At 39.4% G+C, this 26,230-nt stretch carries 24 protein-coding genes; 21 read left to right on the top strand and 3 right to left on the bottom strand.

Annotated features, from left to right (window positions below):
• Positions 1-53: 53 nt before the first annotated feature.
• The 10 genes from aceA (at position 54) to FI644_RS06400 (ending at position 10,586) form a co-directional block, all read left to right on the top strand.
• On the top strand, positions 54-1,346 hold the full coding sequence (gene aceA, locus FI644_RS06445; RefSeq protein WP_056682331.1) for an isocitrate lyase: 1,293 nt from the start codon (positions 54-56) through the stop codon (positions 1,344-1,346).
• A 230-nt stretch (positions 1,347-1,576) separates the two neighbouring features.
• The gene (locus tag FI644_RS06440) at positions 1,577-2,029 is read left to right on the top strand and encodes a YueI family protein (protein ID WP_053479276.1); all 453 of its coding nucleotides are present in this window, start codon (positions 1,577-1,579) and stop codon (positions 2,027-2,029) included.
• A 439-nt stretch (positions 2,030-2,468) separates the two neighbouring features.
• A complete protein-coding gene (gene gatC, locus FI644_RS06435) occupies positions 2,469-2,759 on the top strand; it encodes an Asp-tRNA(Asn)/Glu-tRNA(Gln) amidotransferase subunit GatC (RefSeq protein WP_053479275.1) in 291 nt (96 codons plus the stop codon).
• A gap of 13 nt (positions 2,760-2,772) precedes the next feature.
• Positions 2,773-4,230, top strand: a complete 1,458-nt coding sequence (gatA, locus tag FI644_RS06430; protein ID WP_053479274.1) for an Asp-tRNA(Asn)/Glu-tRNA(Gln) amidotransferase subunit GatA — start codon at positions 2,773-2,775, stop codon at positions 4,228-4,230.
• A gap of 13 nt (positions 4,231-4,243) precedes the next feature.
• The gene (gatB, locus tag FI644_RS06425; RefSeq protein ID WP_053479273.1) at positions 4,244-5,671 is read left to right on the top strand and encodes an Asp-tRNA(Asn)/Glu-tRNA(Gln) amidotransferase subunit GatB; all 1,428 of its coding nucleotides are present in this window, start codon (positions 4,244-4,246) and stop codon (positions 5,669-5,671) included.
• Positions 5,672-5,897: 226 nt separating this feature from the next.
• Complete coding sequence (locus tag FI644_RS06420; protein ID WP_053479272.1) at positions 5,898-6,962, top strand: LytTR family transcriptional regulator DNA-binding domain-containing protein; 1,065 nt, start codon at positions 5,898-5,900, stop codon at positions 6,960-6,962.
• Positions 6,963-7,137: 175 nt separating this feature from the next.
• Positions 7,138-7,986, top strand: a complete 849-nt coding sequence (locus tag FI644_RS06415) for an ABC transporter ATP-binding protein (protein WP_053479271.1) — start codon at positions 7,138-7,140, stop codon at positions 7,984-7,986.
• Positions 7,983-8,690: an ABC transporter permease gene (locus FI644_RS06410; protein ID WP_053479270.1), complete on the top strand. Its 708-nt coding sequence runs from the start codon at positions 7,983-7,985 to the stop codon at positions 8,688-8,690. Before FI644_RS06415 ends, FI644_RS06410 begins: the two co-directional genes overlap by 4 nt.
• A gap of 266 nt (positions 8,691-8,956) precedes the next feature.
• On the top strand, positions 8,957-9,511 hold the full coding sequence (locus FI644_RS06405) for a thioredoxin family protein (protein ID WP_053479269.1): 555 nt from the start codon (positions 8,957-8,959) through the stop codon (positions 9,509-9,511).
• Between the two features lie 22 nt (positions 9,512-9,533).
• Positions 9,534-10,586 (top strand): NAD(P)H-dependent flavin oxidoreductase, encoded by a 1,053-nt coding sequence (locus tag FI644_RS06400; protein ID WP_142108177.1) that lies wholly within the window; start codon positions 9,534-9,536, stop codon positions 10,584-10,586.
• 40 nt (positions 10,587-10,626) lie between these two features.
• Here FI644_RS06400 and FI644_RS06395 read toward each other — a convergent pair whose 3' ends face one another.
• Positions 10,627-11,559 (bottom strand): manganese-dependent inorganic pyrophosphatase, encoded by a 933-nt coding sequence (locus FI644_RS06395; protein WP_142108176.1) that lies wholly within the window; start codon positions 11,557-11,559, stop codon positions 10,627-10,629.
• A 174-nt stretch (positions 11,560-11,733) separates the two neighbouring features.
• Between FI644_RS06395 and FI644_RS06390 the strand changes: the two genes are divergently transcribed.
• The 3 genes from FI644_RS06390 (at position 11,734) to FI644_RS06385 (ending at position 13,479) form a co-directional block, all read left to right on the top strand.
• The gene (locus FI644_RS06390) at positions 11,734-12,264 is read left to right on the top strand and encodes a ribonuclease FAU-1 family protein (RefSeq protein WP_075209075.1); all 531 of its coding nucleotides are present in this window, start codon (positions 11,734-11,736) and stop codon (positions 12,262-12,264) included.
• Positions 12,265-12,346: 82 nt separating this feature from the next.
• Positions 12,347-12,583: a hypothetical protein gene (locus FI644_RS26270; RefSeq protein WP_181758183.1), complete on the top strand. Its 237-nt coding sequence runs from the start codon at positions 12,347-12,349 to the stop codon at positions 12,581-12,583.
• Positions 12,584-12,723: 140 nt separating this feature from the next.
• Entirely contained in the window at positions 12,724-13,479 is a 756-nt protein-coding gene (locus tag FI644_RS06385) for a metallophosphoesterase family protein (RefSeq protein WP_142108175.1), read from the top strand.
• Between the two features lie 40 nt (positions 13,480-13,519).
• Here FI644_RS06385 and plsY read toward each other — a convergent pair whose 3' ends face one another.
• The gene (plsY, locus tag FI644_RS06380; RefSeq protein WP_053479264.1) at positions 13,520-14,140 is read right to left on the bottom strand and encodes a glycerol-3-phosphate 1-O-acyltransferase PlsY; all 621 of its coding nucleotides are present in this window, start codon (positions 14,138-14,140) and stop codon (positions 13,520-13,522) included.
• Positions 14,141-14,442: 302 nt separating this feature from the next.
• Here plsY and FI644_RS06375 point away from each other — a divergent pair, with 302 nt between their 5' ends.
• From FI644_RS06375 to rlmD, 7 genes are all read left to right on the top strand, one after another.
• On the top strand, positions 14,443-14,634 hold the full coding sequence (locus FI644_RS06375) for a hypothetical protein (protein ID WP_053479263.1): 192 nt from the start codon (positions 14,443-14,445) through the stop codon (positions 14,632-14,634).
• Positions 14,635-14,797: 163 nt separating this feature from the next.
• The gene (locus FI644_RS06370; protein ID WP_053479262.1) at positions 14,798-15,373 is read left to right on the top strand and encodes an RNA polymerase sigma factor; all 576 of its coding nucleotides are present in this window, start codon (positions 14,798-14,800) and stop codon (positions 15,371-15,373) included.
• The gene (locus FI644_RS06365) at positions 15,370-15,840 is read left to right on the top strand and encodes an anti-sigma factor (RefSeq protein WP_053479261.1); all 471 of its coding nucleotides are present in this window, start codon (positions 15,370-15,372) and stop codon (positions 15,838-15,840) included. The genes FI644_RS06370 and FI644_RS06365 overlap by 4 nt, the downstream gene beginning before the upstream one ends.
• Before the next feature lie 2 nt (positions 15,841-15,842).
• On the top strand, positions 15,843-16,922 hold the full coding sequence (locus tag FI644_RS06360; protein ID WP_142108174.1) for a hypothetical protein: 1,080 nt from the start codon (positions 15,843-15,845) through the stop codon (positions 16,920-16,922).
• Positions 16,923-16,976: 54 nt separating this feature from the next.
• Complete coding sequence (locus FI644_RS06355; RefSeq protein WP_053479259.1) at positions 16,977-17,909, top strand: hypothetical protein; 933 nt, start codon at positions 16,977-16,979, stop codon at positions 17,907-17,909.
• A 190-nt stretch (positions 17,910-18,099) separates the two neighbouring features.
• Positions 18,100-19,044: a diacylglycerol kinase gene (locus FI644_RS06350; RefSeq protein ID WP_053479258.1), complete on the top strand. Its 945-nt coding sequence runs from the start codon at positions 18,100-18,102 to the stop codon at positions 19,042-19,044.
• A 256-nt stretch (positions 19,045-19,300) separates the two neighbouring features.
• Positions 19,301-20,680 (top strand): 23S rRNA (uracil(1939)-C(5))-methyltransferase RlmD, encoded by a 1,380-nt coding sequence (gene rlmD / locus FI644_RS06345; protein ID WP_142108173.1) that lies wholly within the window; start codon positions 19,301-19,303, stop codon positions 20,678-20,680.
• Positions 20,681-20,886: 206 nt separating this feature from the next.
• Here rlmD and FI644_RS06340 read toward each other — a convergent pair whose 3' ends face one another.
• The gene (locus tag FI644_RS06340; RefSeq protein WP_053479256.1) at positions 20,887-21,480 is read right to left on the bottom strand and encodes a hypothetical protein; all 594 of its coding nucleotides are present in this window, start codon (positions 21,478-21,480) and stop codon (positions 20,887-20,889) included.
• A gap of 735 nt (positions 21,481-22,215) precedes the next feature.
• On the opposite strand from FI644_RS06340, the gene FI644_RS06335 reads away from it, so the two are divergent.
• Positions 22,216-26,163 carry a S8 family serine peptidase gene (locus FI644_RS06335; protein ID WP_142108172.1) on the top strand — a complete coding sequence of 1,316 codons (3,948 nt, stop codon included), beginning with the start codon at positions 22,216-22,218 and terminating at the stop codon, positions 26,161-26,163.
• Positions 26,164-26,230: the final 67 nt, after the last annotated feature.

Raw genomic sequence — 26,230 nt, 5'->3', positions numbered from 1 at the left:
GCTAGTTACTCACACAAAAAATCTATCGGAATTTTTAAAGGAGGAACTTAATTATGACAGAAACAAGAGTGCAGCAATTACAAGAAAGCTGGGAAATGGATGAGCGGTGGAATGGAATTGATAGACCTTATTCTGCTGAAGAGGTAATTAAACTGCGAGGATCGATTGACATTGAATATACACTTGCACGAAAGGGAGCGGAGAAGCTTTGGAAGCTTGTTAATGAAGAGGATTTCGTTCCAGCATTAGGTGCGTTAACTGGAAATCAAGCTGTACAGCAAGTGAAAGCGGGATTGAAGGCAATTTATTTAAGCGGCTGGCAAGTCGCGGCAGATGCTAATCTGTCTGGTCATATGTACCCGGACCAAAGTCTATATCCTGCAAACAGTGTGCCGAGTGTTGTGAAAAGAATTAATCAGGCACTGCAGCGTGCCGATCAAATTCACCATATGGAAGGGGATCAATCGATTGACTGGTTTGCTCCAATTGTCGCAGATGCGGAGGCTGGGTTTGGCGGGCAGCTAAACGTGTTTGAATTGATGAAAGGGATGATTGAAGCGGGTGCAGGCGGCGTGCACTTTGAAGACCAGCTTTCCTCAGAGAAAAAATGCGGTCATCTTGGCGGCAAAGTGCTTCTGCCTACCCAGACTGCAGTAAAAAACCTAATTGCTGCTAGATTAGCAGCCGATGTCATGGGCGTGCCAACTCTAATTGTAGCCCGTACAGATGCAAATGCTGCTGACTTAATTACGAGCGACGTAGATTCACATGATGCTCCATTTATTACTGGCGACCGTACCCCTGAAGGATTTTTCCGGACGAAGGCTGGTTTAGAACAAGCGATTGCCCGAGGATTAGCCTATGCGCCATATGCTGACCTTGTATGGTGTGAAACCTCTGAACCTGATTTAGAAGAAGCTAGACGTTTTGCTGAAGCGATTCATGAAAAGTTTCCTGGCAAGCTATTAGCTTATAATTGCTCCCCATCCTTCAACTGGAGAAGTAAGCTAGATGAAGAAACCATTGCTAAATTCCAAGTGGAGCTTGGAAAAATGGGGTATAAATTTCAATTCGTTACATTAGCTGGCTTCCATGCACTAAACCATAGCATGTTTGAATTAGCACGCGGTTACAAGGCTTATGGCATGGCTGCATACTCGGAATTGCAGCAGGCTGAATTTGCAAGTGAGGAATATGGCTATACAGCAACAAGACATCAAAGGGAGGTGGGGACAGGCTATTTCGATCAAGTTTCTATGACAATTACTGGTGGAACTTCTTCAACAACAGCCCTAAAAGGGTCTACTGAAGAAGAGCAATTTACTGCTGCAAAGCAAGAGGTTTAATTCCCTTTTGCTAAACAATATGTTGAAAGTATGAAGGATTCAGAGCCTTCAACATGTTTTATCCATTCTATCGTGATTTTAACTTTTTTCTCCTATTTTGCACCTCTCTTCATTTGAAGGGAGGATTTTTTTGTATAAAAAGGTAATGATTATACTAGCACAACTGTTAAAATGAATACATACATAGTAATAGCCCTTCTTTTCCTTAAATAAATGGGAGGTATGTGACTTTGTCAAAAAATGTAGATGATTATATTCAGCAAGGGATTTATGGGGAAAAACAAACGAAGCCAGATGAACGAAGGAAATTTCTCGGAACACTGCGAGAACGAATAATTATTGCGCTAACCCAGTCGCAAGTAAGAGAATCAGGAATGTATAAACAGGTAGAGGCGGCATTAAAAGAAAATCAAAAGGCACATCTGTACCTGAATGGAAATATGAGCTATGGCGAGTTTTCAAAATATATAAAAGCTGCGGGAGATTACAAAGTAGATTATACAATCGTAACAAATAAAGATCATAACTCGGAAATTGGTCTCGTCCTTGCATACGACCATGCGATTGATAAAGAAGATATTTATGTACAAAAGGAAACGGGAGTGCAAAAACAGGAAAAGGCCAAGGAGAAAAAAGGTGCCTTTACAATACTTTCGAATGTATTTAAACGAAGGAGCCAATAGGACTCCTTTCGTTTTGTTTGCAAACTAAAGGAGGAAACTTGCAAATATACTAGAGGCTGCAAATAAAGAAGTAATCTTGCAAAAAAATATAATGATTTGCAAATAAATAAGGATGATTGCAAATAAACTGCCAAAAATATAAAATTCATGTTAATTTAAAAAATAAAAAGGTACAGTTGGCGGTGAACTGAATGAATAGCTATGATGTTTTTCCAGATTCTAACTTGAGTCTATAATATTCATCGGTAAAAGAGCAGTATCCAATAGGGTACAGCTTTTTTTAATATATAGAGTATTAACTGCGTAATGACTGCAAATCATGTTAAAATAGGCAGAAGGATCGGATATTATGTCAAATCAGGTAGTGGTTTAACGCATGAAAGTTTGATATGATAAATCATATTGTGTGAAGAAAAGAACATATTTGGAGGTGGCTTACATGTCTAGAATTTCTGCTGATCAGGTTAAGCATGTGGCAAACTTGGCGAGACTGGCAATTACGGAAGAAGAGACAGAGAAATTTACGAATCAATTGGATGCGATCATTTCTTTTGCTGAACAATTGAATGAAATAAATACGGATGGTGTCGAACCAACATCTCATATCTTAGATATGAAAAATGTGATGCGAGAAGATGTCCCGCAAGAGGGATTGCCACAGTCTGAAGTGCTGAAAAATGCACCAGAACATCAAGACGGTCAAGTGAAAGTACCGTCCATTATGGAATAAGGGGGGAAAGGTTTTGAGTTTATTTGATCATAAAGTATCAGAGCTTCATGAGCAATTACATAAAAAAGAGTTGAAAGTGACCGATCTAGTAGATGAATCGTACAAGCGCATTAGTGAGGTTGAAGAAAAAGTACAAGCGTTTTTGACTTTAGATGAAGAAAGAGCACGTGAAACTGCAAAACAAATGGATGATAAGCTAGGAACGGATGAATCAAAAGGGCTTCTGTTTGGAATGCCTATCGGTGTGAAGGACAATATTGTTACAAAGGGATTGCGCACGACTTGTGCTAGCAAAATATTAGAGAATTTTGATCCAATCTATGATGCGACAGTTGTTAATAAATTGCACCAGGCAGAGACGATTACGATCGGGAAATTAAATATGGATGAATTTGCGATGGGCTCATCGAATGAAAATTCAGCTTACAAGAAGACAAGAAACCCATGGAATCTAGATCGAGTTCCTGGAGGATCTTCCGGTGGTTCAGCTGCCTCTGTTGCTGCAGGAGAGGTATTATTCTCTTTAGGATCTGATACAGGCGGATCGATTAGACAACCAGCTTCTTTCTGTGGCGTTGTTGGAATGAAGCCTACATATGGCCGCGTTTCTCGTTTTGGACTTGTTGCATTTGCTTCGTCGCTTGATCAAATTGGCCCAATTACAAGAACGGTTGAAGATAACGCCTATTTATTGCAGGCGATATCTGGTTTGGATCCGATGGACTCAACATCTGCAAATGTTGCTGTACCAAGCTTTGTTGAATCCTTAACAGGTGATATTAGAGGCTTGAAAATTGCCGTGCCGAAGGAATATTTAGGCGAAGGCGTACAAGAAAAAGTGCGTCAATCAGTATTAGACGCTTTAAAGGTGCTGGAGAACCTTGGTGCGACATGGGAAGAAGTATCACTGCCGCATTCAAAATATGCACTTGCTGCTTATTATTTATTATCTTCATCAGAGGCATCCGCAAACCTTGCCAGATTTGACGGTGTGCGCTATGGATATCGGACAGAAAATGCGGAAAGCTTAATTGATTTATATAAAAAGACTCGGGCAGAAGGATTCGGTGAAGAAGTAAAACGCCGAATCATGCTTGGAACATTTGCCCTAAGCTCGGGTTACTATGATGCCTATTACAAAAAAGCACAAAAGGTTCGTACATTAATCAAAAATGACTTTGAAGAAGTATTCAAGAAATATGATGTCATTATTGGGCCAACGACACCTACACCAGCTTTTAAACTAGATGAAAATACAAAAGACCCGTTAACGATGTATGCGAATGACATTTTAACGATTCCAGTGAACCTTGCTGGTGTACCTGGAATCTCTATACCATGTGGATTTGTAAACGAATTGCCGCTGGGATTGCAAATCATCGGCAAGCACTTTGATGAAAGCACGGTCTATCGTGTGGCACATGCTTTCGAACAGGCAACAGAATTTCATAAGCAAAAGCCTGGATTGTAAGGGGGGAGAAGGAATGAAATTTGAAACGGTTATTGGACTAGAGGTCCATGTTGAATTAAAAACAGATTCGAAGATTTTCTCAGCGAGCCCGAACCATTTTGGAGCTGAACCAAACACAAATACGACAGTAATTGATCTTGGCTACCCAGGTGTTCTACCGGTTCTGAATAAGAAGGTCGTTGAATATGGGATGAAAGCAGCGATGGCACTTAATTGTGAGATCGCTCCAATTACGAAATTTGACCGAAAGAACTATTTTTACCCTGATAATCCAAAGGCATATCAGATTTCCCAGTTTGACAAACCAATTGGCGAGCATGGCTGGATTGAAATTGAAGTGGACGGATATAAAAAGAAAATCGGCATTACCCGTATCCATTTAGAAGAGGATGCTGGAAAACTGACACATGGCAATGGATATTCATTAGTCGATTATAATCGTCAAGGAACACCGTTGATTGAAATTGTTTCAGAACCAGATATTCGTACACCAAACGAAGCATATGCCTATCTTGAAAAATTAAAGTCAATCATTCAATATACGGGTGTATCAGATTGTAAAATGGAAGAAGGCTCATTGCGCTGTGATGCCAATATTTCTCTCCGTCCAGTTGGGCAAGAAGAATTTGGAACGAAAACAGAACTAAAAAATTTAAACTCCTTTAACTTTGTCCGTAAAGGATTAGAATATGAAGAAAAACGCCAAGAGGAAATTTTGCTTGCTGGAGGCGAAATCGGACAAGAAACACTTAGATATGATGAAGCAACAAACACGACGATCTTGATGCGTGTGAAAGAAGGATCTGATGATTATCGTTATTTCCCTGAGCCAGACCTCTTAGACATTCATATTGATGAAGACTGGAAAGCCCGAATTCGTGCGGAGATTCCTGAGCTTCCAGATGAGCGGAAAAAACGGTATGTCGAAGAGCTTGGCCTACCTGTTTATGATGCAGCTGTTTTGACGGTAACAAAGGAAATGGCTGATTTCTTTGAAGCGACTGTTCATGCTGGCGCAGAAGCTAAGCAAGCGTCGAACTGGATCATGGGTGAAGTGTCAGCCTACTTAAAGGCCGAACAAAAGGAGCTGGTTGAAACAGCTTTGACTGCTGAAGGTCTTGCCGGAATGATTAAACTTATTGAGAACGGAACGATTTCCTCAAAGATTGCGAAAAAGGTCTTCAAAGAATTAATCGAGAATGGCGGAAGCGCTGAGCAAATTGTAAAGGACAAGGGACTTGTCCAAATTTCAGATGAAGGCGCCCTCTTGAAAATTGTTACAGAAGTACTAGATAATAATCCAAAAATTATTGAGGATTACAAAAACGGAAAAGAAAAGGCGGCTGGTTCCCTAGTGGGTCAAATCATGAAAGCAACAAAAGGTCAAGCAAACCCGCCATTAGTGAACAAGATATTATTAGAGGAAATAAAGAAAAGATAAGGCAGCAAAGGGCTGGTGGATTTTTCCATCAGCCCTTTTTCGACAAATACCTCTTATATTTCCCAGGAAAAGATAACAATCTACAAAAATATGTCCTATTAACTAATAGATAGTAGTGAAAATGTAAAATAATAAAGTTATAATATGAAAAGAAAAAAATGTAAAAAAATTGTCTTTTTCCTTTTTACAACTTATTGATATTTTATATGAACATTAGGTGATCACAGTGAGTATTTTGAAAATCAATGATTTAGAAAAACATGAGGAGCATTCGTTAGTTTTTCCCGCCTTTTGTTTAGAGGTATCGGAGCATGAGGTGGTAGCTATTCATTCGAGTACGAATGTGCGGACCGTTTTAGTAAAGCTATTTTTAGGAGAGCTACCTGTTTCAAGTGGAGAATTAAGCATAAATGGGCAAGAACTCACGAAATCAAAAGATGCTTACTTTGATCAAGTCGGCATGTATCTTTTAGATGATGGATTATACGAAAGATTGAGTGTAAAGGATCACTTTTCCTTTTTCCAAAAACTATATGGCTCGGAGCTTTCAATGGATGAAGCGCTGCGCATGACTCAGCTAGAGCCTAAACGGAATATTCGCCTTAGCAGGCTAACCGCTTCCGAAAAAAGACGAGTTCATTTTGGTCGCTTGCTTTTTCAGAATCCAGCCCTGTTTATATTTGAAGAACCTGACCAGAATACTGATTTGGAAACAAAACGAGTATTTTTAAAGCTTGTAAGAAAACTGAGTGAAAAAGGCAAAGGCGTGCTTGTACTAACCGGAAACATGGAGAGTGCACTTTCAGTGACAGATAAGGTCTGCCGCTTAGACGAAACGGGTTTGCATGTACTGGATGTCGTTTTTGACGAAGAAACAACTGATGCACCATCAAAAGAAGAATTTAAATCTGAGGATCAAATAATTGAAGAAGAAATAATTATCCAGCCTGTCCGCTTTGAAAAGATTCCTACAAAGGTGAATGACAAAATCGTTTTATTTGATCCGCCAGAAATAGATTACATAGAAAGCAATGAAGGACAGTCCAATATTTATATTAAAGGAGAAATGTATCCAAGTGTATTTACAATGACCGAACTTGAGAACCGCCTGCATCCATATGGGTTCTTTAGATGTCATCGTTCTTACATTGTGAATTTGCAAAAGGTTCGTGAGGTAGTCACTTGGACAAGAAATAGCTTTACTTTAGTATTAGGTGATGCGAAAAAGTCATCTATCCCGTTATCAAAGACGAAAATGGCAGAACTAAAGGGCATGTTAGGTCTTAAATAATGCTCCACTCCATGTGAATAATGCTCCATTCAGTCTGTTAAATGCTCTTTTCATCCAAATAATAATGCATGGCAAAGATTTGTTTCATAAGATTAGATCATACGAAAGCGGAGGCGCCATACAGTGCCGATGCATACATGATAATTTACAAATCAAATTTGCCAGGAGGATGAAAATGGAGAACATTATAGAAGTTGCGGGATTAGCAAAAATGTTTGCCAATCAAACAGCATTAAAGGATGTTTCATTTAATGTAAGAAAAGGAGAGACATTTGGATTTTTAGGTCCAAGTGGATCCGGAAAAACAACGACAATAAAAATTTTAACTGCACAATTAGCTCAAACGGACGGAGATGCATATGTTTTCGGTGTTTCAGCTTCAAAGCTAAAGGAAGCTCGTTATCGCAAAAAAATCGGCGTATTGACAGATAACAGCGGACTATATGAAAGATTAACGGTCTTGGATAACTTGAAGCTTTATTGCGGTCTATATGATGTAAATGAATCAAGAATTGATGAAGTACTAGAGATGGTAAACCTTAAGGATAACAAAAAGAAGGTCGTTTCGAAGCTTTCAAAAGGTATGCTCCAAAGGGTAACACTAGCAAGAGCCTTTCTACATAAGCCTGAGCTATTGTTTCTTGATGAGCCGACTTCTGCGCTTGATCCAGTTAATTCTAGGCATATTTATAAAGGGCTTGAGCAGCTAAAAGAGAATGGGACGACGATTTTCTTGACAACACATGATATGAATGAGGCTGAGCTGCTTTGTGATCGAGTTGCTTTTTTAAATAATGGAAAAATCCAATTGATTGGCCCGCCAAGAGAGCTGCGGAAAAAGTATGCGGACGACACGCTAACTGTAGAGCTTGCAGATGGCAAGATTGAAATTCTTCATAAAGGAGAAAAAGGTGCACAAACAATGTATCAACTAATGAGTGAAAATAAAGTTATATCTGTGCACTCGAATGAACCGACTCTTGGAGATATATTCGTAGAAATTACAGGGAGGAAATTATCATGACTTTTTCATTGAAGCGGACGATGGCGATTTTTCAAAAGGATTATAAAGATGTCAGCAAGAATATGTATGTGTCTTTTACAGTGGTGATCCCAATATTTATGGCCTTTCTATATGGCTGGCAAGGGAATATGACAATTGATATGCACTATGTTGTATTTAATATGACACTGTCTTTAGTAGGGGCATATGTTCAATGTTCGTTAATAGCAGAAGAAAAAGAGAAAAATACCCTGCGTGGCTTAATGCTTTCACCAGCTAGTACACTAGAAATTCTGGCGGGGAAGAGTCTCCTCACTTTTATTACTACGATGATTATCATTGTTCTGTCTGCTTATATTGTCGATTATCAACCTGAGAGTATGGGTCTTGTTGCGGTTGGTATGATATTGTCAGCTATTTTTTATATCGGACTGGGAACTCTCCTTGGTCTTGTCACGAAGTCAGTCATGGAAGCTTCTGTTGTCATTATGCCATTTTTCTTTATCTTTACTTTCGGGTCATTTGCTGCTGGATTAGCTGAGAAATTCCCGATTCTAAAAGTTGCGGAATATATGCCGAATAGCCAGCTAGTTGAATTGGCAAAGGCAGTTGAAGCAGGTGGGGGATTTGGAGATGTTTGGACATATCTTGCAGTAATAAGTGCATGGATTGCTGCTTCCTTTCTACTGGCGTATGCTACATTTAAGAAACGAATGATGGATTAATCATACATTCAACATATTGAATGTATTGACTGTCGGTGGGTTACTGTTCACTATGTTAGTTATTACCGACTATTTAAAAGGCTGATGGATCTTCCATCAGCCTTTCTATTTTTTCCTATTACATAATATCCTTTTATTTCCCAGGAAAGGACAGCTCTTTTCGACAAAATTCGCAGCAGACTTCAATCGGAGATCGATGCTTCGCATTAATAAATGGAATATGTAATAATAAGGAAGAAATACATATAAGAAATGGAGGGTTATTTATGAATTTAAATCAATGGTTTGAAAAGGGATTAACAGCTGAACAGTATATTTCAGGAATGAGTGTAAATCAAGCAGGGACGAAACAGATTTCTGAACAATTTTCCTTATCGGCTGAAGAAAAGGAAAGATTGGCTCCTCTTAAAGGAAAAGGATTGAAGGTCATTGCTTTATCAGAGGACTGGTGTGGAGATGCGCTTTTAAATAACCCCATTCTGTTAAAAATTGCAGATGAAATTGAAATGGACGTGCGCTTTTTATTAAGAGATCAAAATCTAGAATTGATGGATCAATATTTAACGAATGGAACATCACGTGCGATTCCGATCTATATTTTTATCAATAAGGATGGGAAAGAACTGGCCGTATGGGGACCGAGAGCGAAGAAGCTTCAAAACCTTGTTGATCAAGAAAGGAGTAAGCTCCCTTCACAGGATGACCCTGATTTCACAGATAAACAAAAGGCGATGTACAAAAGTTTAGTAAAATCTTATCAAGTTGACGAAAATTTGTGGCATGCAGTAGCAAATAGTATTTGCGATAAATTAGTTGGCTAAATCATTGTGAGGTGTATGATCATTGATCTGGCAGCGAAATGAGTTAACGGAAATGCTTAATATTGCCTATCCCATTTTTCAAGCCCCGATGGCAGGAGGAATCACAACCCCTGAATTAATAAGCGAAACATCAAACTGCGGCGGACTGGGGAATCTTGGCGCGGGGTATATGAACCCTGAGGAGATCAAAGAAGCAATCAAACAGATTAGAAGTTTAACAGCTAAGCCCTTCGGTGTGAATTTATTTATTCCAAATGAGAGGGAAGTTCACTTCGATGAAAAAGAATTAACAGCGATGACAGTCCTATTAAATCAATTTGGAAAAGAATTAGGAATTGAAGCTCCGGTCAGCAATCAAGTGAAAAACTACAAGACCCTATATGAGAATCAAATAGAGCAAGTTCTCAGGGAAAGGGTGCCAGTTGCCAGCTTTACCTTTGGAATACCAAATAAAGAGGTCATGACAGAGCTTAGGAAGAACAGAACAGTTATTGTGGGAACAGCTACAAATGTAAAGGAAGCATGGGAGCTTGAAGAGAGCGGTGTGGACATTATTGTGGCTCAAGGGAGTGAAGCTGGAGGCCATCGTGGAACCTTTCATGAGGAAGATAGCGGATTGGTTGGTTCAATGGCTCTCATTCCTCAAGTAGCTGATGCTGTTCACACACCTGTCGTTGCAGCAGGCGGCATTATGGATGCAAGAGGAATTGCTGCAGCAATGGCTTTAGACGCAAAGGGAGTCCAGCTCGGCACAGCTTTTTTAACATGTAAGGAGAGTGGAGCAGCAGAGATATATAAGCAAACACTCTTGAATAGCACGGAAGAACAAACAACCTTTACAAAGGCATTTTCAGGGAAACTTGCTCGAGGAATTGGCAATCGATTTATTCATGAGATGGCTGATCAGATGAGTATGCCGTTTCCACTTCAAAATGATCTGACAGCCTCTATCAGAAAGAAAGCTGCCATGCTGAAACAGCCAGAATTCATGTCTCTATGGGCTGGGCAAGGTGTAAGAATGGCGAAGGAAACGACAGTCAAACAATTGATGGAGGAACTTCTGGCAGAAAGATGAAAAAGGAGCAGCCATTTTGGCTACTCCTCATTTTTGTGTATTATTTTTCAGCCAATACTTTCGTAAGAACTGGCACAATTTGTTTCTTACGGGATACAATGCCTCTTAAAAGGGCACTGTTGTTTTCAAGTGTTACATTATAAGCTTCTTCTACTGCTTTTGTTTCGCTGCCAATAGCGATAACAACTGAATCACTGTTAAGGATGTCTGTTAGAACAAAAAGGAATAAATCTAGTCCCTTCTTATTTACTGCATCTGAAAGAATCGATTCAAGTTCATCTTTACGGCTTAATACATCGTTTAAATCAATCGCATTTACTTGTGCAATCTCCGTTTTGAAGCTGCCCATTTGGAATTCTTTTGCATCAAGAGAAATGAGCTCTTCAAGTGTCTTGTCGCTAAGGTCAGCACCTGCTTTTAGCATAGCTAACCCGTACTCCTCTGCATTCACACCAGCCATTTCAGCTAGTTCACGAGCGGCTGCCACGTCTTCTTCCGTACAAGTTGGTGATTTAAATAAAAGGGAATCAGAGATGATAGCAGAAAGCATTAATCCAGCTGTCTCTTTACTAATTTCCACTCCATTTTCTTTATACATTTTTTTCAAAATGGTAGCTGTACATCCAACTGGTTCTGCACGGTAATATAATGGATCGCTTGTCTCAAAGTTTGCGATGCGATGGTGGTCAATTACTTCAAGAATCTTCACATCACGGATGTCATCCGCACTTTGCTGGAATTCATTATGATCCACAAGGATAACTTCACTAACCTCATTAGAAACGGCCTCAACGAAACGAGGTGCCTCTTTTTTGAAGTAATCTAAAGCATAGTTTGTTTCTCCATTTATTTGTCCTAAGCGAATAGGCTCTGCGTCAACGCCTAGTTTCGTTTTTAATTCTGCATAAGCAATGGCTGAACAGATGGAATCTGTGTCAGGGTTTTTATGACCGAATACAAATACTTTTGACATAATCCGTCTCCTTGATTAAATAGAATAGGGCAAAAAAGCCTGTAGTTAGTTTACCATATATATAGGAATAGAAAAAATCAACTTTAGTTATTCTTCTTAAAAAAACTAAATGGGCTTGAAAACCTTCACTTAGATTTGTTGTTTAATAAACAAAAGGGCAGTAAAGGAGAATATATGTTGAAAAGACGTTTTTTGCATAGGGAAGATTGGAGTAGAATTATTAAAAGAACCTACAAGGAAAAAGAAATCAAAGATAATGATTTTGTGGGTTATATTTCACTTATTCAAATGCATGAGGTATCTCAGCCACTTATAACTAAACATTTAGAACAAGAGATTTGTATTGTTGACAATAATTATTCCTGGTTACAACAATTGCCGTTGAATGAACATTATGCAATTACGACAATGTTTAATGGGGCTGGAGAAATTATTCAATGGTACATAGATATCACATATGAGAATGGTGTAGAAAATAATATGCCTTATATGGATGATTTATTTTTAGATTTAATTGTATTTCCTACTGGTGAAGTGATTCAAAAAGATAAAGATGAATTAGAAGAGGCACTTAACAATAAATGGATTACTCAACAACAATATGACCTTGCTTATAAAACTTTTAATATAGTATTAGAAGAAGTTCAAGGAGGGGAATTTAAATATTTTTCTATGAGTACTAAACACCGAAATTGCTTATTATAAGATGCGGATTATTAATTATTTGTTATCCTATAATGAAACTTTAAAACCACCTACTAGATTAGGTTGCAGGAGGTTTCTAATTTTGAGAATTAGGCTTTTTTCAAAAGGAGTGTTTTTTGTATCAATTGTAAGAGGAATACTATTTCAAAAATACTTAGTTGATTGGAGCGTAAGGTGCGAGACTCCTGTGGGAGTAGTGGGACAGGTGAGATCCCGCAGGAGCGCCAGCGACGAGGAGGCTCACCGCCCACCCCACGGAAAGCGAGCAACTGGAGCGGAAATTAACCTCTACGAAAAATATCTTTTGCGAAAAAGGTAAAATGAAACAAATTTATTAAGCCTACCCTTAAAAAGGCTAGTTCAGTATGCCGACTGATATTACTTTTTTTTATATATAAAATAAAGGGGAAGTATAAGCGGTTGGAGAAAGCATAGATAATTAGTTAAGGAGGAGAACAGGTGGGAAGCATCGCTGTTATTTCAGATATTCATGGAAACGTAACTGCATTAGAAGCGGTATTAGAAAATATTAAAAATCGGGGAATACATACTATCTTTTGTTTAGGTGATTTGATTGGAAAGGGTCCGAATTCACAACGGTCAGTAGAGCGGATTCGTGAAGTTTGTGATGTAGTAATATTGGGGAATTGGGATGACTTTATTCAAAAGCCAGTTGAGTTTGAAGAGGTTGAGTGGCATCAGGATCAGTTAAGTGAGGATTCCCTCGCCTATTTAGGAACACTACCCTTTCACTATGATTTTTATATGAGCGGCAAATATGTTCGTCTTTATCATGCCTCTGCAAAAAGTATTTATCATCGGGTCGTTCCGATGAGAGATTCGTATGAGGAAAAACTAGCCATGTTCGAAAATACAGAGTGGATCATCGGAAATGAAGAAGGAAAGGTCCCTGATGTCGTTGGATATGGGGACATACATGCTGCATTAATTGAACCTGTTCATCCATATAAAACATTGTTCAATTGTGGAAGTGTCGGGAACTCTCTTGATATTCCGCAAGCAACATATGCCATTCTGCATGGGGAATACTTATCCGCTGCCCCAGCTCCTTTTTCAATTGAAATTGTTCGGGTACCATATGATGTCGAAAAGGAATTAGCGATTGCGGAAGAAATGGGTTTACCGAATTGGGAAGCCTATGCATTTGAGCTGCGCGAAGCTAAATACCGCGGGGCATTTAAGTCAAAGAAATAAGAAAACCCGAGTATTGGCTAGTCCAATATTCGGGAATCTCTTATACTCGGTTAATCTTCGGCGGGATGCGGTCATCCTTCAAGCTCTTGTCATTAATTTTCGGCTCTAAGTGATGAATGAAATTGTTAATATTTGAGCGGTGGAGAAAAATTAACAATAAAAGAAAGATAGAAAATATGAGTTCATATTCGAGACCTGGTGTAAAAAATGAGTAAAACAATAGGGTTAGTCCCACAGTAAGGGAACCGTAAAAAACATACTTAGTAACAAATATAACAAAAATAAAAGCAAGATAAGCGGCTAAAAACATCCAGATGTTCGTCACAAGCAAGACACCTGCAGTTGTCGCGATGGCTTTTCCGCCGCGAAAGCCTGCAAAAATCGGAAAGCAATGGCCGACGACAGCGATAAGTCCCGGCAATAGCGGGTCAATATCTACTTCCAGCAAAGCAGGCAATGATGCAGCAAGCACCCCTTTGCTGACATCAATTAGCAGCACGACGATGGCGGCTTTTTTTCCGAGTACCCTTAATGTGTTCGTTGCTCCTGGATTGTTGCTCCCATGCTCACGAATATCTATATTAAATGCATACTTGCCTACAAGAAGTGCTGTTGGGATGGAACCAAGTAAATAAGCAATTAGAAAAAGTAATAGAGTCATCCTATCATCCTTTTTTATAGTAAGTATATTTTTTCCGAATATGAGAATTGTCTAGCTCCAGCCCCTATCGCCTATCAAACTTCAGGTCTCCTCCGCAACGATTGAGTCAGCATCGGTTCGCTCTCGCTCACCGTGTTTCCTTTATCGAAAGGAAGAACCCTTCCAGTTTGTACGGCGATGATCAAGGTGCTTGCGCTTTTCTGTAAGTTTAGCTTCATTCTATCATGTTATGGGTTAAGTGGGTGCATTAATTAAAATTGGAAGTATAATAGAAAGTAACTATAAGTAATTGAGGTGTACTGATGTTAATAGCCATTATTTTAGTTATTATTTTGACGGCACTTGCAGGTGTATTCACCATTGTTTTTATGAAAAGAGGAGATGAGAATTACGGAAGCTCCTCAAAAAGAAATACAACCAATCTTTCTTTAATATATATTATTGTTACCATCATATCATTCATTGCATTAGGTTTTTATATTTGGTTTAATTGAAGTGGGTAAAAAAGTAATGAAAACTGCGAATAATGTATGATAGAAACGCTTAGGAATAATTATTCTTCCTGGCGTTTTTTACTGTTTGAAAGAGCTGCACAAAAAAATAATAAAAAAGTTAATTTCAGTGTAGGGATACAATCTCTTTTCTTCGTCTATTAAGGTGGAAGCTATAAGAAAGGGGGGGAGAGAGATTAGCGACCAAGTTCTTATCCAAAAAGTGAAGAGCGGCAATGACCATGCCTTTCGCTTACTGGTCGAAAAGTATCGCAATGATTTGTTCCGGACGATTTTTGCCGTGCTAAGAGATCAGAAAGAAGCGGAAGATGCTGCACAAGAAGTGTTTTTAAAGATCTATACCTCTCTCCCCCAATATGAGGATCAAGGCTTTAAAACATGGATAACAAGAATTGCCGTAAATCACGCAATTGATGTTAAAAGAAAACGTGATCGAAGGCAGGAAGACACGCTGGAAATAGTAGAATATGATTTTCAGGGAAGCCAAAGTGAAAGTGTGGAAGCTGAAATCATTAATAAAGAAAGGCGGACTCTTGTGCATAAAAAGCTAAATGAGCTGCCTGCAAATTATCGTCATGTGATCTATGATTTTTATATAGCTGAAAAAAGCTATCAGCAAATGGCTGAGGAACAGAATGTTGGAATCAAAACGATAGAGACGAAGCTTTACCGTGCGCGTCTATGGATGAAAAAGCATTGGAAGGAGGACGACTTTTCATGATGCATTATTCAGAGCAAGAGTGGATGAAATACGTGAAGAATGAGTTGGATAAAGATGTCCGGGAGGATTATGAGAATCATCTTTATAGCTGTGACCAATGTTTGGAAAGTTATCTAATGGCGGTTGAGGCGGAGGAAGATGAGTTACCAATCATTTCAAATGGGGCAGACTTTACTGATCTTGTCATGGCTCAAATTGCGGATGTAAAGATGGAGATAGCGCAGAAGCCGCAGACGGGACAAAAGAAAAAGTCCATCTATCAATCCGCTTTTTTCCATTATTCGATTGCTGCGGCAGTGACGATTCTATTAATGACTACAGGTGTATTTCAGTCAATTACACAATATGCTGAAAATGTGCAGAATCCTAATCTTCAGGAAGAACCATCAATGACACAAGGTCTTGTTGATAAAACCTTTGCATGGATGGATTCCTTAGAAATGAAAAATAAGGAGGCAGGCAGATAACGATGAAAAATCCAATTATTGCCTTTATATTGGCATTTTTTCCAGGTGGAGGGCTGCTCTATTTAGGGAAAGTTTTACGGGGAATTGCTTATATGTTCGGGGAATTTTTCCTGATTTCCGTCTTCCTATTAGCATTTGTAAACGGAGAGGGAGAAGTGGGATTTGCCATTTTTGTATTAGGAGTGATTCTTTATATTATTAATTTAGTTGATACAGGCATCACCGCATCAAAGCTTTTTCAACATAAAAAGGTGCTGGCTGAACCTAGTGCGTCACCGGCGAATGATTTCGAGTATGAAAGATTCCGTACTCTCCTCTTATCATTTATTCCGGGGATTGGCCATTTTCAACTAGGATTAATGAATCGCGGGATGACATTGCTGACTGCATTCCTAGGATTAGGGGTTATGGTACTATTTGTAACGGCATTAACTCATCGTGGCGAATTCCTAGTATTTCTAGCAATCCTGCCTGTTATTTGGGTGTATGGCTTCTTTGATGCCATGCAGCAATTGAATCGCAAGCAGCAAGGAGAAACGCTTGTTGACCGAACAATCCTCGATGATTTCGAAACGAGAAGAGAGGATGGCAAGAAAAGCAAAGCGATTGCGACGTTCTTGTCGATTTTCCCAGGAGCAGGTCATCTATATCTTGGACTGCAGCAACGTGGCATTCAACTGATGGCAGCTTTTCTATTCTCGATTTATATATTGGATGTATTGCGATTAGGAATTTTCTTGTTCTTAATTCCTATCATTTGGTTCTATAGCTTCTTTGATGGATTGCAAAAGGCTTCTAAATACGGTGATGAGCCGATGGACGATACACCAATTATTTCATATTTTATTAATCAGCAAAAGTGGATTGGCATCGGGCTAGTCCTGCTTGGATTATATTATTTAACAACAAGCATTTTGCTGCCAGTTATTTCACCGATGATTTATGACATGATAGATATTGATATTAGATATTGGTTTGATCGCTACTTCCAAACAGGTGTTGTTTGTATTCTCTTAATTGGCGGGGGCTTAAAGCTTCTATTTGGCAAACGGGAGAAGAAAGTTGAATTGCAGGATGAGTAGAGTTCTGAACAACGAATTATGCCAGTTATTTAAATATAGAAAGGCGGGATTTTAATGAGGACATGGCGTGTCGGGACGTTTTCTATGGGGGCTTCGCTCCTTTTTCTCGGAATTTTTCTTCTATTATCTCAATTTTTCGGAATGGACCTTATGCACGTAATGATTTCTTGGTGGCCAATCATATTGGTTGTTCTCGGGGTTGAAATATTACTTTTCTTATTTCTATCAAGGCAGGAGAAGCCGTTTTTAAAATATGATTTTCTAAGCATTTTCTTTGTTGGTATTCTTGGTACAGTTGGTATTGGCTTTGCGTTACTTAGTTCAACAGGCATTATGGACAAGATCGATGATGTGCTAAAACGAGAAGAGAGAACGATGGATCTGCCAGCTCTTGAAAAGCAGCTGAGCGAAGGAGTTCAAAGAGTAGTGGTAGAAGATACAGGACACTATCCATTAACGATTGAAGGCACATCAGCGAAAGAAGTCTCGATGTTTGGGACATACAGAGCTTTATTAGGGAAGAAGGAAAAGTTACTATCAAATGCAGAGGAGTATGTATCCATTCAGGAGAAAGGCGATACCCTTTATGTGAAGATAAAAGGTTTACCAAGTGAAACAGCTGGACCTTTTGATAGATATGAGGATATGTCTGCCACACTCCTCATTCCTAATGATGTAAAGCTTGAAGTAAATGGGAATGATAATACAATCACCCTCAAGCCGCGTACGCTTATAAGCGATTGGACCATCGATCAAGCTTCCAACTTGTCTGTTCAGCTTCAGAACAGCAGTGATGTGAAAGTGACAGCAACAGACGTACAAGAATTTCATGGCAATCGTGAAATGTGGAAGATGACAGAAGAAAAGCAGGGCGAGCATCCATATGAAGAGCCTGTCATTAAGCTTGCGACATTCCAAACGGGCAAAGGTGAACATAGCCTTACAATAACGAATAGCTATCAGTTAAGTTTTAGTACTGTTGATTAATAAAAAATAGAAGTGTACCCGGATAAAGATTCGGGTATTTTTCTAGTGAATGGATAGAGTAATTTAGGGTATAATTCACCTTATGGTTAAATTGCATAAAAATTGATAAGTTCAATCCATTTAGTTATGATGTTAAATGATGGGAAAACGGAAATAAAAAACATTAAGATGAATAATAGGATGATGGGCGATGAAAAGAGCAAGAATAATTTATAATCCAACTTCAGGCAGAGAGTTATTTAAGAAGCATTTGCCAGAAGTTTTGCAAAGATTAGAGATCGCGGGATATGAAGCTTCCTGTCATGCAACGACATGTGAAGGGGATGCAACAGAGGCAGCGCGGGTTGCGGTAGAACGCAGGTACGATCTTGTAATTGCAGCAGGTGGAGATGGGACGATCAATGAGGTCGTCAATGGACTTGCTGAACAAGAATATCGTCCGAAGCTTGGAATTATTCCTACTGGAACAACAAACGACTTTGCGAGAGCTCTTCATATACCGAGGGATGTTGTAGCAGCCACAGAAATTATTGTTCAGGGAGACACGATTCCTGTTGATATTGGACGCATTAATGACAAATACTTTATTAATATTGCTGGCGGCGGCCGGCTGACAGAATTAACATACGAAGTGCCAAGCAAGCTGAAAACTATGATCGGCCAGCTCGCTTATTATTTAAAGGGAATTGAAATGCTTCCATCCATCCGTTCGACAGAAGTAAGTATTGAATATGATGGAAAGCTATTTGAAGGAGAGGCGATGCTTTTCCTCGTTGGCTTAACGAACTCTGTCGGAGGATTTGAAAAACTAGCACCCGATTCATCGATCAATGATGGGCTATTCTCTTTATTGATATTGAAGAAGACAAACCTTGCCGATTTTATTCGTATAGCTACATTAGCGATACGCGGAGAGCATGTAAATGATCCACATGTTATCTACACCCAGGCAAACCGGATTAAAGTACATTCAAAAGAAAAGGTTCAGCTCAATTTGGACGGTGAATTTGGCGGACTGCTGCCTGCAGAATTTGTTAATTTGTACAGGCACCTAAATGTCTTCGTTCCAATAAATAAAATTCGTGAACAAGATTTACCTGATGAATGGAGAAAAGAAGAGGCTCGCTCTGAATAGGAGTGGGCTTTTTATTTGTAAGAAAACATATATTTTTTTGCGATTTCAAAGGGATTCTTGCAGAAATCGAAGACTATTTACGAAAAAACTGGCTTTGTAAGTAATATTTAAGATATTTTTGCAAAAAGTCGACGCTTTTTTGCAAATGCTTGAATATATTTGCAAATGACATAAAGCTTCTAATAACAGCATTTCGTATTCCTGCACAATTTGTGATACACTTTCTCTAGTCATTCACAAGCAAAGGAAGAAAATAATGAATAAAACAATACCCGTACAAAAAAATGATTATATAGATGTTGTCTTTGAAGATTTAACCCATGAAGGAGCAGGCGTAGCGAAGGTTGACGGCTATCCATTGTTTGTGCCAAATGGCCTTCCAGGGGAAAAAGCAAAGATAAAGGTGATAAAGGCAAATAAGGGGTACGGCTTTGGCCGGTTAATTGAAACGTACGTAGAAAGTCCTTATCGAGTAGAAGCCCCCTGTCCTATTTACAAGGAATGCGGTGGCTGCCAGCTCCAGCATTTAAGCTATGAGGGACAGCTGAAAGCGAAGGAAAAGCAAGTAAGAGATGTGTTAACCCGCATAGGCAAGCTTGAGAATGTGAAGGTTCATCCTGTCCTTGGCATGAAGACTCCTTGGCGATACCGAAACAAAGCACAAGTTCCTATAGGTGAGCAGGAAGGTGGATTGATCGGAGGATTTTATCAGCAGCGCACCCATCAAATTATCGACATGAAGGAATGCATCATCCAACAGGAAAAAAATGATGAAGTCGTACAAGCGGTGAAAGAAATTTGCAGCCGCTATGGTGTCCGTGCCTATGATGAAAGCAGGAATAAAGGCGACCTGCGTCATATCATGGCGCGTTATGGACTTGTTACAGGGGAAGTGATGATTGTCCTTGTTACAAGAACAAAGGATTTGCCTCATAAAAATAAGATCATCGAAGAAATCGTTTCCTGCATTAAAGGAGTGAAATCGATTTGCCAAAATGTCAATTCGAAAAAAACGAATGTCATTTTTGGTGACAAAACAAATGTCCTCTGGGGAGAAGAAGTCATTTACGATTTCATCGGCAACATAAAATTCGCTATTTCTGCGCGATCTTTCTACCAGGTCAATCCAGAGCAGACAAAAGTATTATACGAAAAAGCACTGGAATACGCTGACCTAAACGGAGAAGAAAATGTCATCGACGCCTACTGCGGAATCGGCACGATTTCCCTATTTCTCGCCCAAAAAGCAAAAAAAGTATTCGGTGTTGAAATTGTACCAGAGGCCATTGAAGATGCAAAAAGAAATGCAGAACTTAATGCCATTACAAATACAGAGTTTGCTGTGGGAGAAGCAGAAACCGTCATTCCTAAATGGTACAGTGAAGGCAATAGTGCAGACGTACTAGTCGTTGACCCGCCGCGAAAAGGCTGCGATGAAGCCCTTTTGCAAACGATTATTGATATGAAGCCTAAAAAGGTTGTTTATGTCAGCTGTAATCCAGGGACATTGGCAAGGGATTTGCGGATATTGGAAGATGGCGGGTATCAAACGATTGAGGTACAGCCGGTGGACATGTTTCCGATGACGATGCACGTGGAGTGTGTAGCACAACTCATTTTAAAGAAAGGCAGCTAACCCTCTGGGCGGTTGCCTTTTGACGATCCGTCTACCGGAATAACAAAATAATTTCGGCTCGATCCCCGGATAAAAAAAGCGGTCTCCATTTGGTTAAATGGAAATCGCCTTTTTATTGGTGTAAAGTTTTAAACATACAATTAAACGAATACAACCGGAATAATACTTTTGTAGATTGAAAAAACAAGTGGTTATCTTTTTTTCTCTTAAGGCCTTGGAGGTCTAACTTTAGAACTTTCAGTCTTATCGGTAAGCTTTTGGCCAGCTAAATGAGCAAGCAGGTCGCGTATTTCTTCTAGATTAGGAAGTGGAATTCCTAGCTTTTCTAGCTGTGTGATAGCTTCATCGTTTGTCATGGCACCGGCTATTACTTTTTCCAAAATCTCCTTTGCTTTTGCCTGTGTTTCCGCATCTATATTCGTGAATTTTTCGGTTCCTTTTTCTTGTTTCGGAAGGTTAATTCTTTGTTTCCTAATCTCTAATGCTTCTCCTGATGTCAACTTATTCCTTTTTAATTGTTCAGCAATGGCTTCTAATTTTTCCTTTGTAGCTGGATCTAAATTAGCAAGAAATACATCTTTATCCACTTCTTCAGGGAAAGTAATTTTGAGTGCTTTAAGCTCATCCTTAATCTTTTGAATCCTTTCTTGCGTTAAAGTATCCGATACATCTTTTGCAGATTGCTTCACTTTATCGTTTTCCTGAGTAGCCGCCGCAAATGCCGATACTCCCATCCCACCAACAATCCCAACTGATAATACCCCTGTCAGGATGCAGCCAATTAACTTCTTTTTGTTCATTGTATCATCCTCCTATTATTATAATTAGGTCCTTTCCACTTTCTTAAATCTATAGAGAATAGGAATAACCTAGTGAAAAACACAACCATCATTATCTTTATTCAAGGAAAATAGAAAAGAACATTCAATGATACTTTTGCAAAATCCTTTTTCCTCCTCTATCAGCTTTTCTAATTTGTAATTCAGATATTCAGCATTCATTAAGGGGGGAGTGAAGCAAGTTTAAGTCTTATTGTTCTTAATAGTGAACGCAATGTTAATTTTAACGATTTTTTTATAAAAACACAACCATACTCTATCCAAGAATTAGAAATTAATGGGGTAATTAGCATTAAGTAAATCTAGTGTTGAAAATTGGCGTTACAAATCAAGAAAAAGCGCCTGATAAGAAAGAAATAAGTCTTTCTGACTATATACGACTTGTGTGTTCTTAATAAAGAAAAAAACATTCGTTTTAATGTTTTTATTTTCGGAATATTGTTGTATAATTCAATTAAATGAAACGAATTTACGTTCATTTCATTTTTTTGACCATTGTGTTCTTTATGAAGAACAATTGGAGGTGTGAGAATTATTGTAACTGGTAAATAAAAAATGAAGGGGAGGCTGAAAACTTTTGCATCAAATCTCTTCATTCTTTAACTTTAGAGAATGAAATAGATTCTAATTCTTAGGGAAGTGAATAGATTAATAGTGTTCGTCAAAACGGACAAAAGAGGAGAAGGAGGAAGTCAATTGGGGAAAAGAAAGTTTACAAAGCTATTTAGTAGTATTCTAGCTTTTATTATGGTTTTATCACTAGTAATGCCTGTATCGGCGACAGAAACAGAAACGGGAACAAAAACTACCGAGCAGAAAGCATTCAAGCAACAGCAACAGAGTGAAAGAAACATGCTGCTAAAGGCAGCAATCGCAGAACAACTGGAGGCCTCTGAAGGGTTACCACAGCTGCATAAAGATTTACAGGATAAATCAGGTGCTGAAAAGATTCCAGTTATCATTCACCTATCGGAAAAGCCTGTAGCACTAGAAAAAGGGATTGGAGAGCTAAAAGGAAAAACACTATCAAACTCACAGCTTTCACAAATCCGCAGTAAAATAACGAGACAGCAAGCATCTGTCGATAGAGAAATGAGAGTTAAGGGCATCTCATTTGATAAAGGCTTTGCCTATGATACTGTTCTTAACGGCTTTGCTGCCAAAGTAAAAGCGGATGACCTCAAAAAACTTCTAGAAATTACAGGTATTACATTAGTAGAACCAGATGCAATCGTTCATGCATTAGATGATAAGAAGCCAACGGATTCATCATCTGACCTTGAAAAGGTAGTAGATTATGAGGCAAAGATGAATACAAGCATCTCCTTCCTAGGGATTGAGAAGCTTTGGGATAAGGGGTACAAAGGAAAGGGAATCAAAGTTGCTGTACTTGATACAGGGATAGATCCGGACCACCCAGAATTCCAAGGAATTTATAAGGGTGGAAAAAACTTTATTCCGAATAGCTCTACTTATACTCGCGAACGAGCAGATGATGATGCACGTGAAACTTCACCGAAAGAGCGCCCGGCTAACCAGCCAGAATTTAATGCACAGGGTCGTGCCTTCTATACGGATCACGGCACACACGTTGCAGGAACAATTGCTGCTATTGGTGCCAATGAATATGGAATTAAAGGAATTGCCCCTGAAATCGACCTATATGCTTACCGCGTACTTGGAGCATATGGAAGCGGATCGTCGTCAGGAATTATCGCAGCCATCGAACATGCAGTTAATGAAAAAATGAATGTTATTAACCTTTCACTTGGTGGTGGCCCTAACTCAGAAACGGACGGAGGATCATTTGCGATTAACAATGCCATGATGGCTGGAGTGATCTCTGTCATCGCAACAGGTAACGATGGACCAAACCGTGGGACAATGGGAACTCCATCAACAGCTCGTCTTGGAATTGCGGTTGGAAACTCGACAAATCCAGAAACGCAATACAATGGGGAAGTAACGGTTAAAGTTGGTAACGACTATAGCTTTGCTAAACAATTGAAGTTCATGGGTACAACATTTGGACAAGAGTTACAGAATCAATTAGCTGGAGAGTTTGAGCTTGTTGCTATCCCAGGAGTAGGTAATAAGGCTGACTTTAACGGCATTGATGTAGAAGGAAAGGTTGCTCTCATCGCCCGTGGGGATATTGCATTCGTTGATAAAATTGCCAATGCAAAGGAAAACGGTGCAGTCGCAACAATTATTCATAACTCCTCAGGTGGAACGAATGCACCAGGCGTATCAGATGTATTTTTAGGTGATTCATTTGCATTCATTCCGTCAATCGATATGTCTACAACAGATGGAACGGCTATTCGTGAGGCACTTAAGGCAGGAAAAGGTACTGTCACATTCGGTAACTTCGACCAGGAGCGCTCTGAAGGTGATGAAGTCAATGATTCTAGTTCACGTGGCCCGTCCACACCGAACTTTGATATTAAACCAGATGTAACAGCACCTGGAACGAATATCATGTCTTCTGTACCAGCTTACAAATGGGATTTCCCTGAAGCAAGCTATGAAGAATCTTATGATCGTTCTACAGGAACGTCAATGGCAACACCACATATCGCTGGAATTGCCGCACTAATCAAACAAGCTAACCCAACTTGGGATGCGTTTGATGTAAAAGTAGCCCTTTCTAATACTGCAAACATCCTAGATACAAGCAAATATGATGTCTTTTCACAAGGGGCAGGACGTGTGGATGCCTATGCTGCAGCATTCCCAAGTGTACTTGCTTATGCAGAGGATGAAGCTGTGCTTGATGCAAGCGGTGAAATTGTGCCAAACCTGAAAGGAACCGTGACATTTGGTCCGCAAAAACTGGACAATGACATTTCAGTTACGAAGCAAATTCGTGTGAAAGACCTTAAAGGAGCGGGTGGAAACTTCAGTGTGGAGGTGGACGTAACAAAGTCATTTGCTGATGCAGCATTATCAATTGACAAGTCGTCCTTTACATTAGCGCCAAATGGCGAACAGCTATTAAACGTAACATTAACAGCTTCGCAAAACGCTGCAGCAAAAGCGGGAGACGAATACTTAGGCTATATCCATGTTAACGGTGGCGAAAATCATGTATCCTTGCCATTTGCTGCTGACTTTGGTGGAGCACCAGCCGTTGAAATAAAAGATATGAGAATTACAGAAACAGATCTATCCTTTAATGGGGACGGAATAAAAGATTCTGCTATGCTTTACTTCACCATTACAGGAGATGTCCTAGCTAACTATATTGAAATTTGGGATATTCAAAATCCTGAGGGCGGAGAATATGGCGATGGCTATATTGGCTACTTACATGCAGCTAACTCATTAGGCGCAGGCTCTTATCAATTAGGCATCAATGGACAATATCGTCCTTGGGGAGGAACTGGGGCAGAAAACATTCCTGATGGACTTTATACAATTGACTATAATGCACAGGCAGCATCAGGAAACGTACTCAGTGATTATGTTGGCCCAATTATTGTAAAATCAACAAAACCTGAAATTGAGGGTAAAGTGGCAGAGAATAAATTGACCGGCCAAGTAACAGATAAGTACATTGACTACAATGATGTCCTAAAACCGTATGGGCTTCATTACGACCTCAATACAAAACTTAAGGCTTCTTATGTCATCACAAAAGATGGTAAGGCGGGCACGGCAGTACCATTAACATTAAACCAAGACGGTTCATTTGAAATCGAACTAACTGAAGAAGCAGAAACAGTTACAGTAAATGTAGAAGATGCTTCTGGAAACAAAGGCAAAGCAGACTTCACTGTAGATGCAGCTGAAATCAGCCTATCAGTAGACAAATCAGATGTAACAATTGAAAAAGGTAAAAACGCAACAGTAAAAGTAACACAAACAACGAAAGATGGCGACCAATCAAAGGATGAAGATGTGACAGCTAAAGCTACTTATACAGTGGCAGATGAAGCAATTGCATCAGCAGAAGCTGGTGTCATTACTGCAAAAGCTGCGGGTAAAACAACTGTTACAGTCTCATATGGCAAAAACGAAGTGAAAGTAGCTGTTACTGTTGTTGATGGAGAGCCAGGTTCAGAGCCAGAAATTAGCCTATCCGTCGATAAATCAGCAGTAACGATTAAAGAAGGCCAAACGGAGGCGATTAAAGTAACCCAAACAACGAAGGATGGCGACGAAGTTACTGAAGAAGATGTAACAGCTAAAGCCACATATTCAGTAGCCGATGAGTCAATCGCAACTGCAGAAGCAGGGGTCATTAAGGCGAAAGCTACTGGTGAAACAACGGTTACAATTACTTACGGCAAAAACTCCGCAACGGTAGCCGTGACAGTGGTTAAAGGTGAACCTGAACCAGAAAAAACTGTTAGCCTGAAGGCTGAAAAGAACTACATTCTCATTAATGAAGGCGAGACAGGCAGTGTGAAAATCACAGAAGTAACAACAATTGGTGATGAAACAACTGAAGAAGATGTAACAGCCAAAGCTACCTATAAAGTCGCCAACGAAAAGGTTGCAACGGTTAAGGATGGTGTTATCTTGGGTAAGGCAGCTGGGATTACAGATATAACTGTCACATACGGTGAGAACACAGTGACAATAACGGCTGCCGTTGCACAAGCTGGCGGAGATAGACCGACTAGACCTTTACCATAAGTAGCAATAGGGCATAAACATTCAGAACATTCAGCCTTGTAAAATGACTTAAAATAGAAGAAGAGTC

Source organism: Cytobacillus solani (assembly GCF_006704205.1).
GTDB lineage: Bacteria > Bacillota > Bacilli > Bacillales > Cytobacillaceae > Cytobacillus > Cytobacillus solani.
The sequence above is the reverse complement of the archived record's forward strand: the minus strand, read 5'-3'. Positions and strand labels throughout refer to the sequence as shown.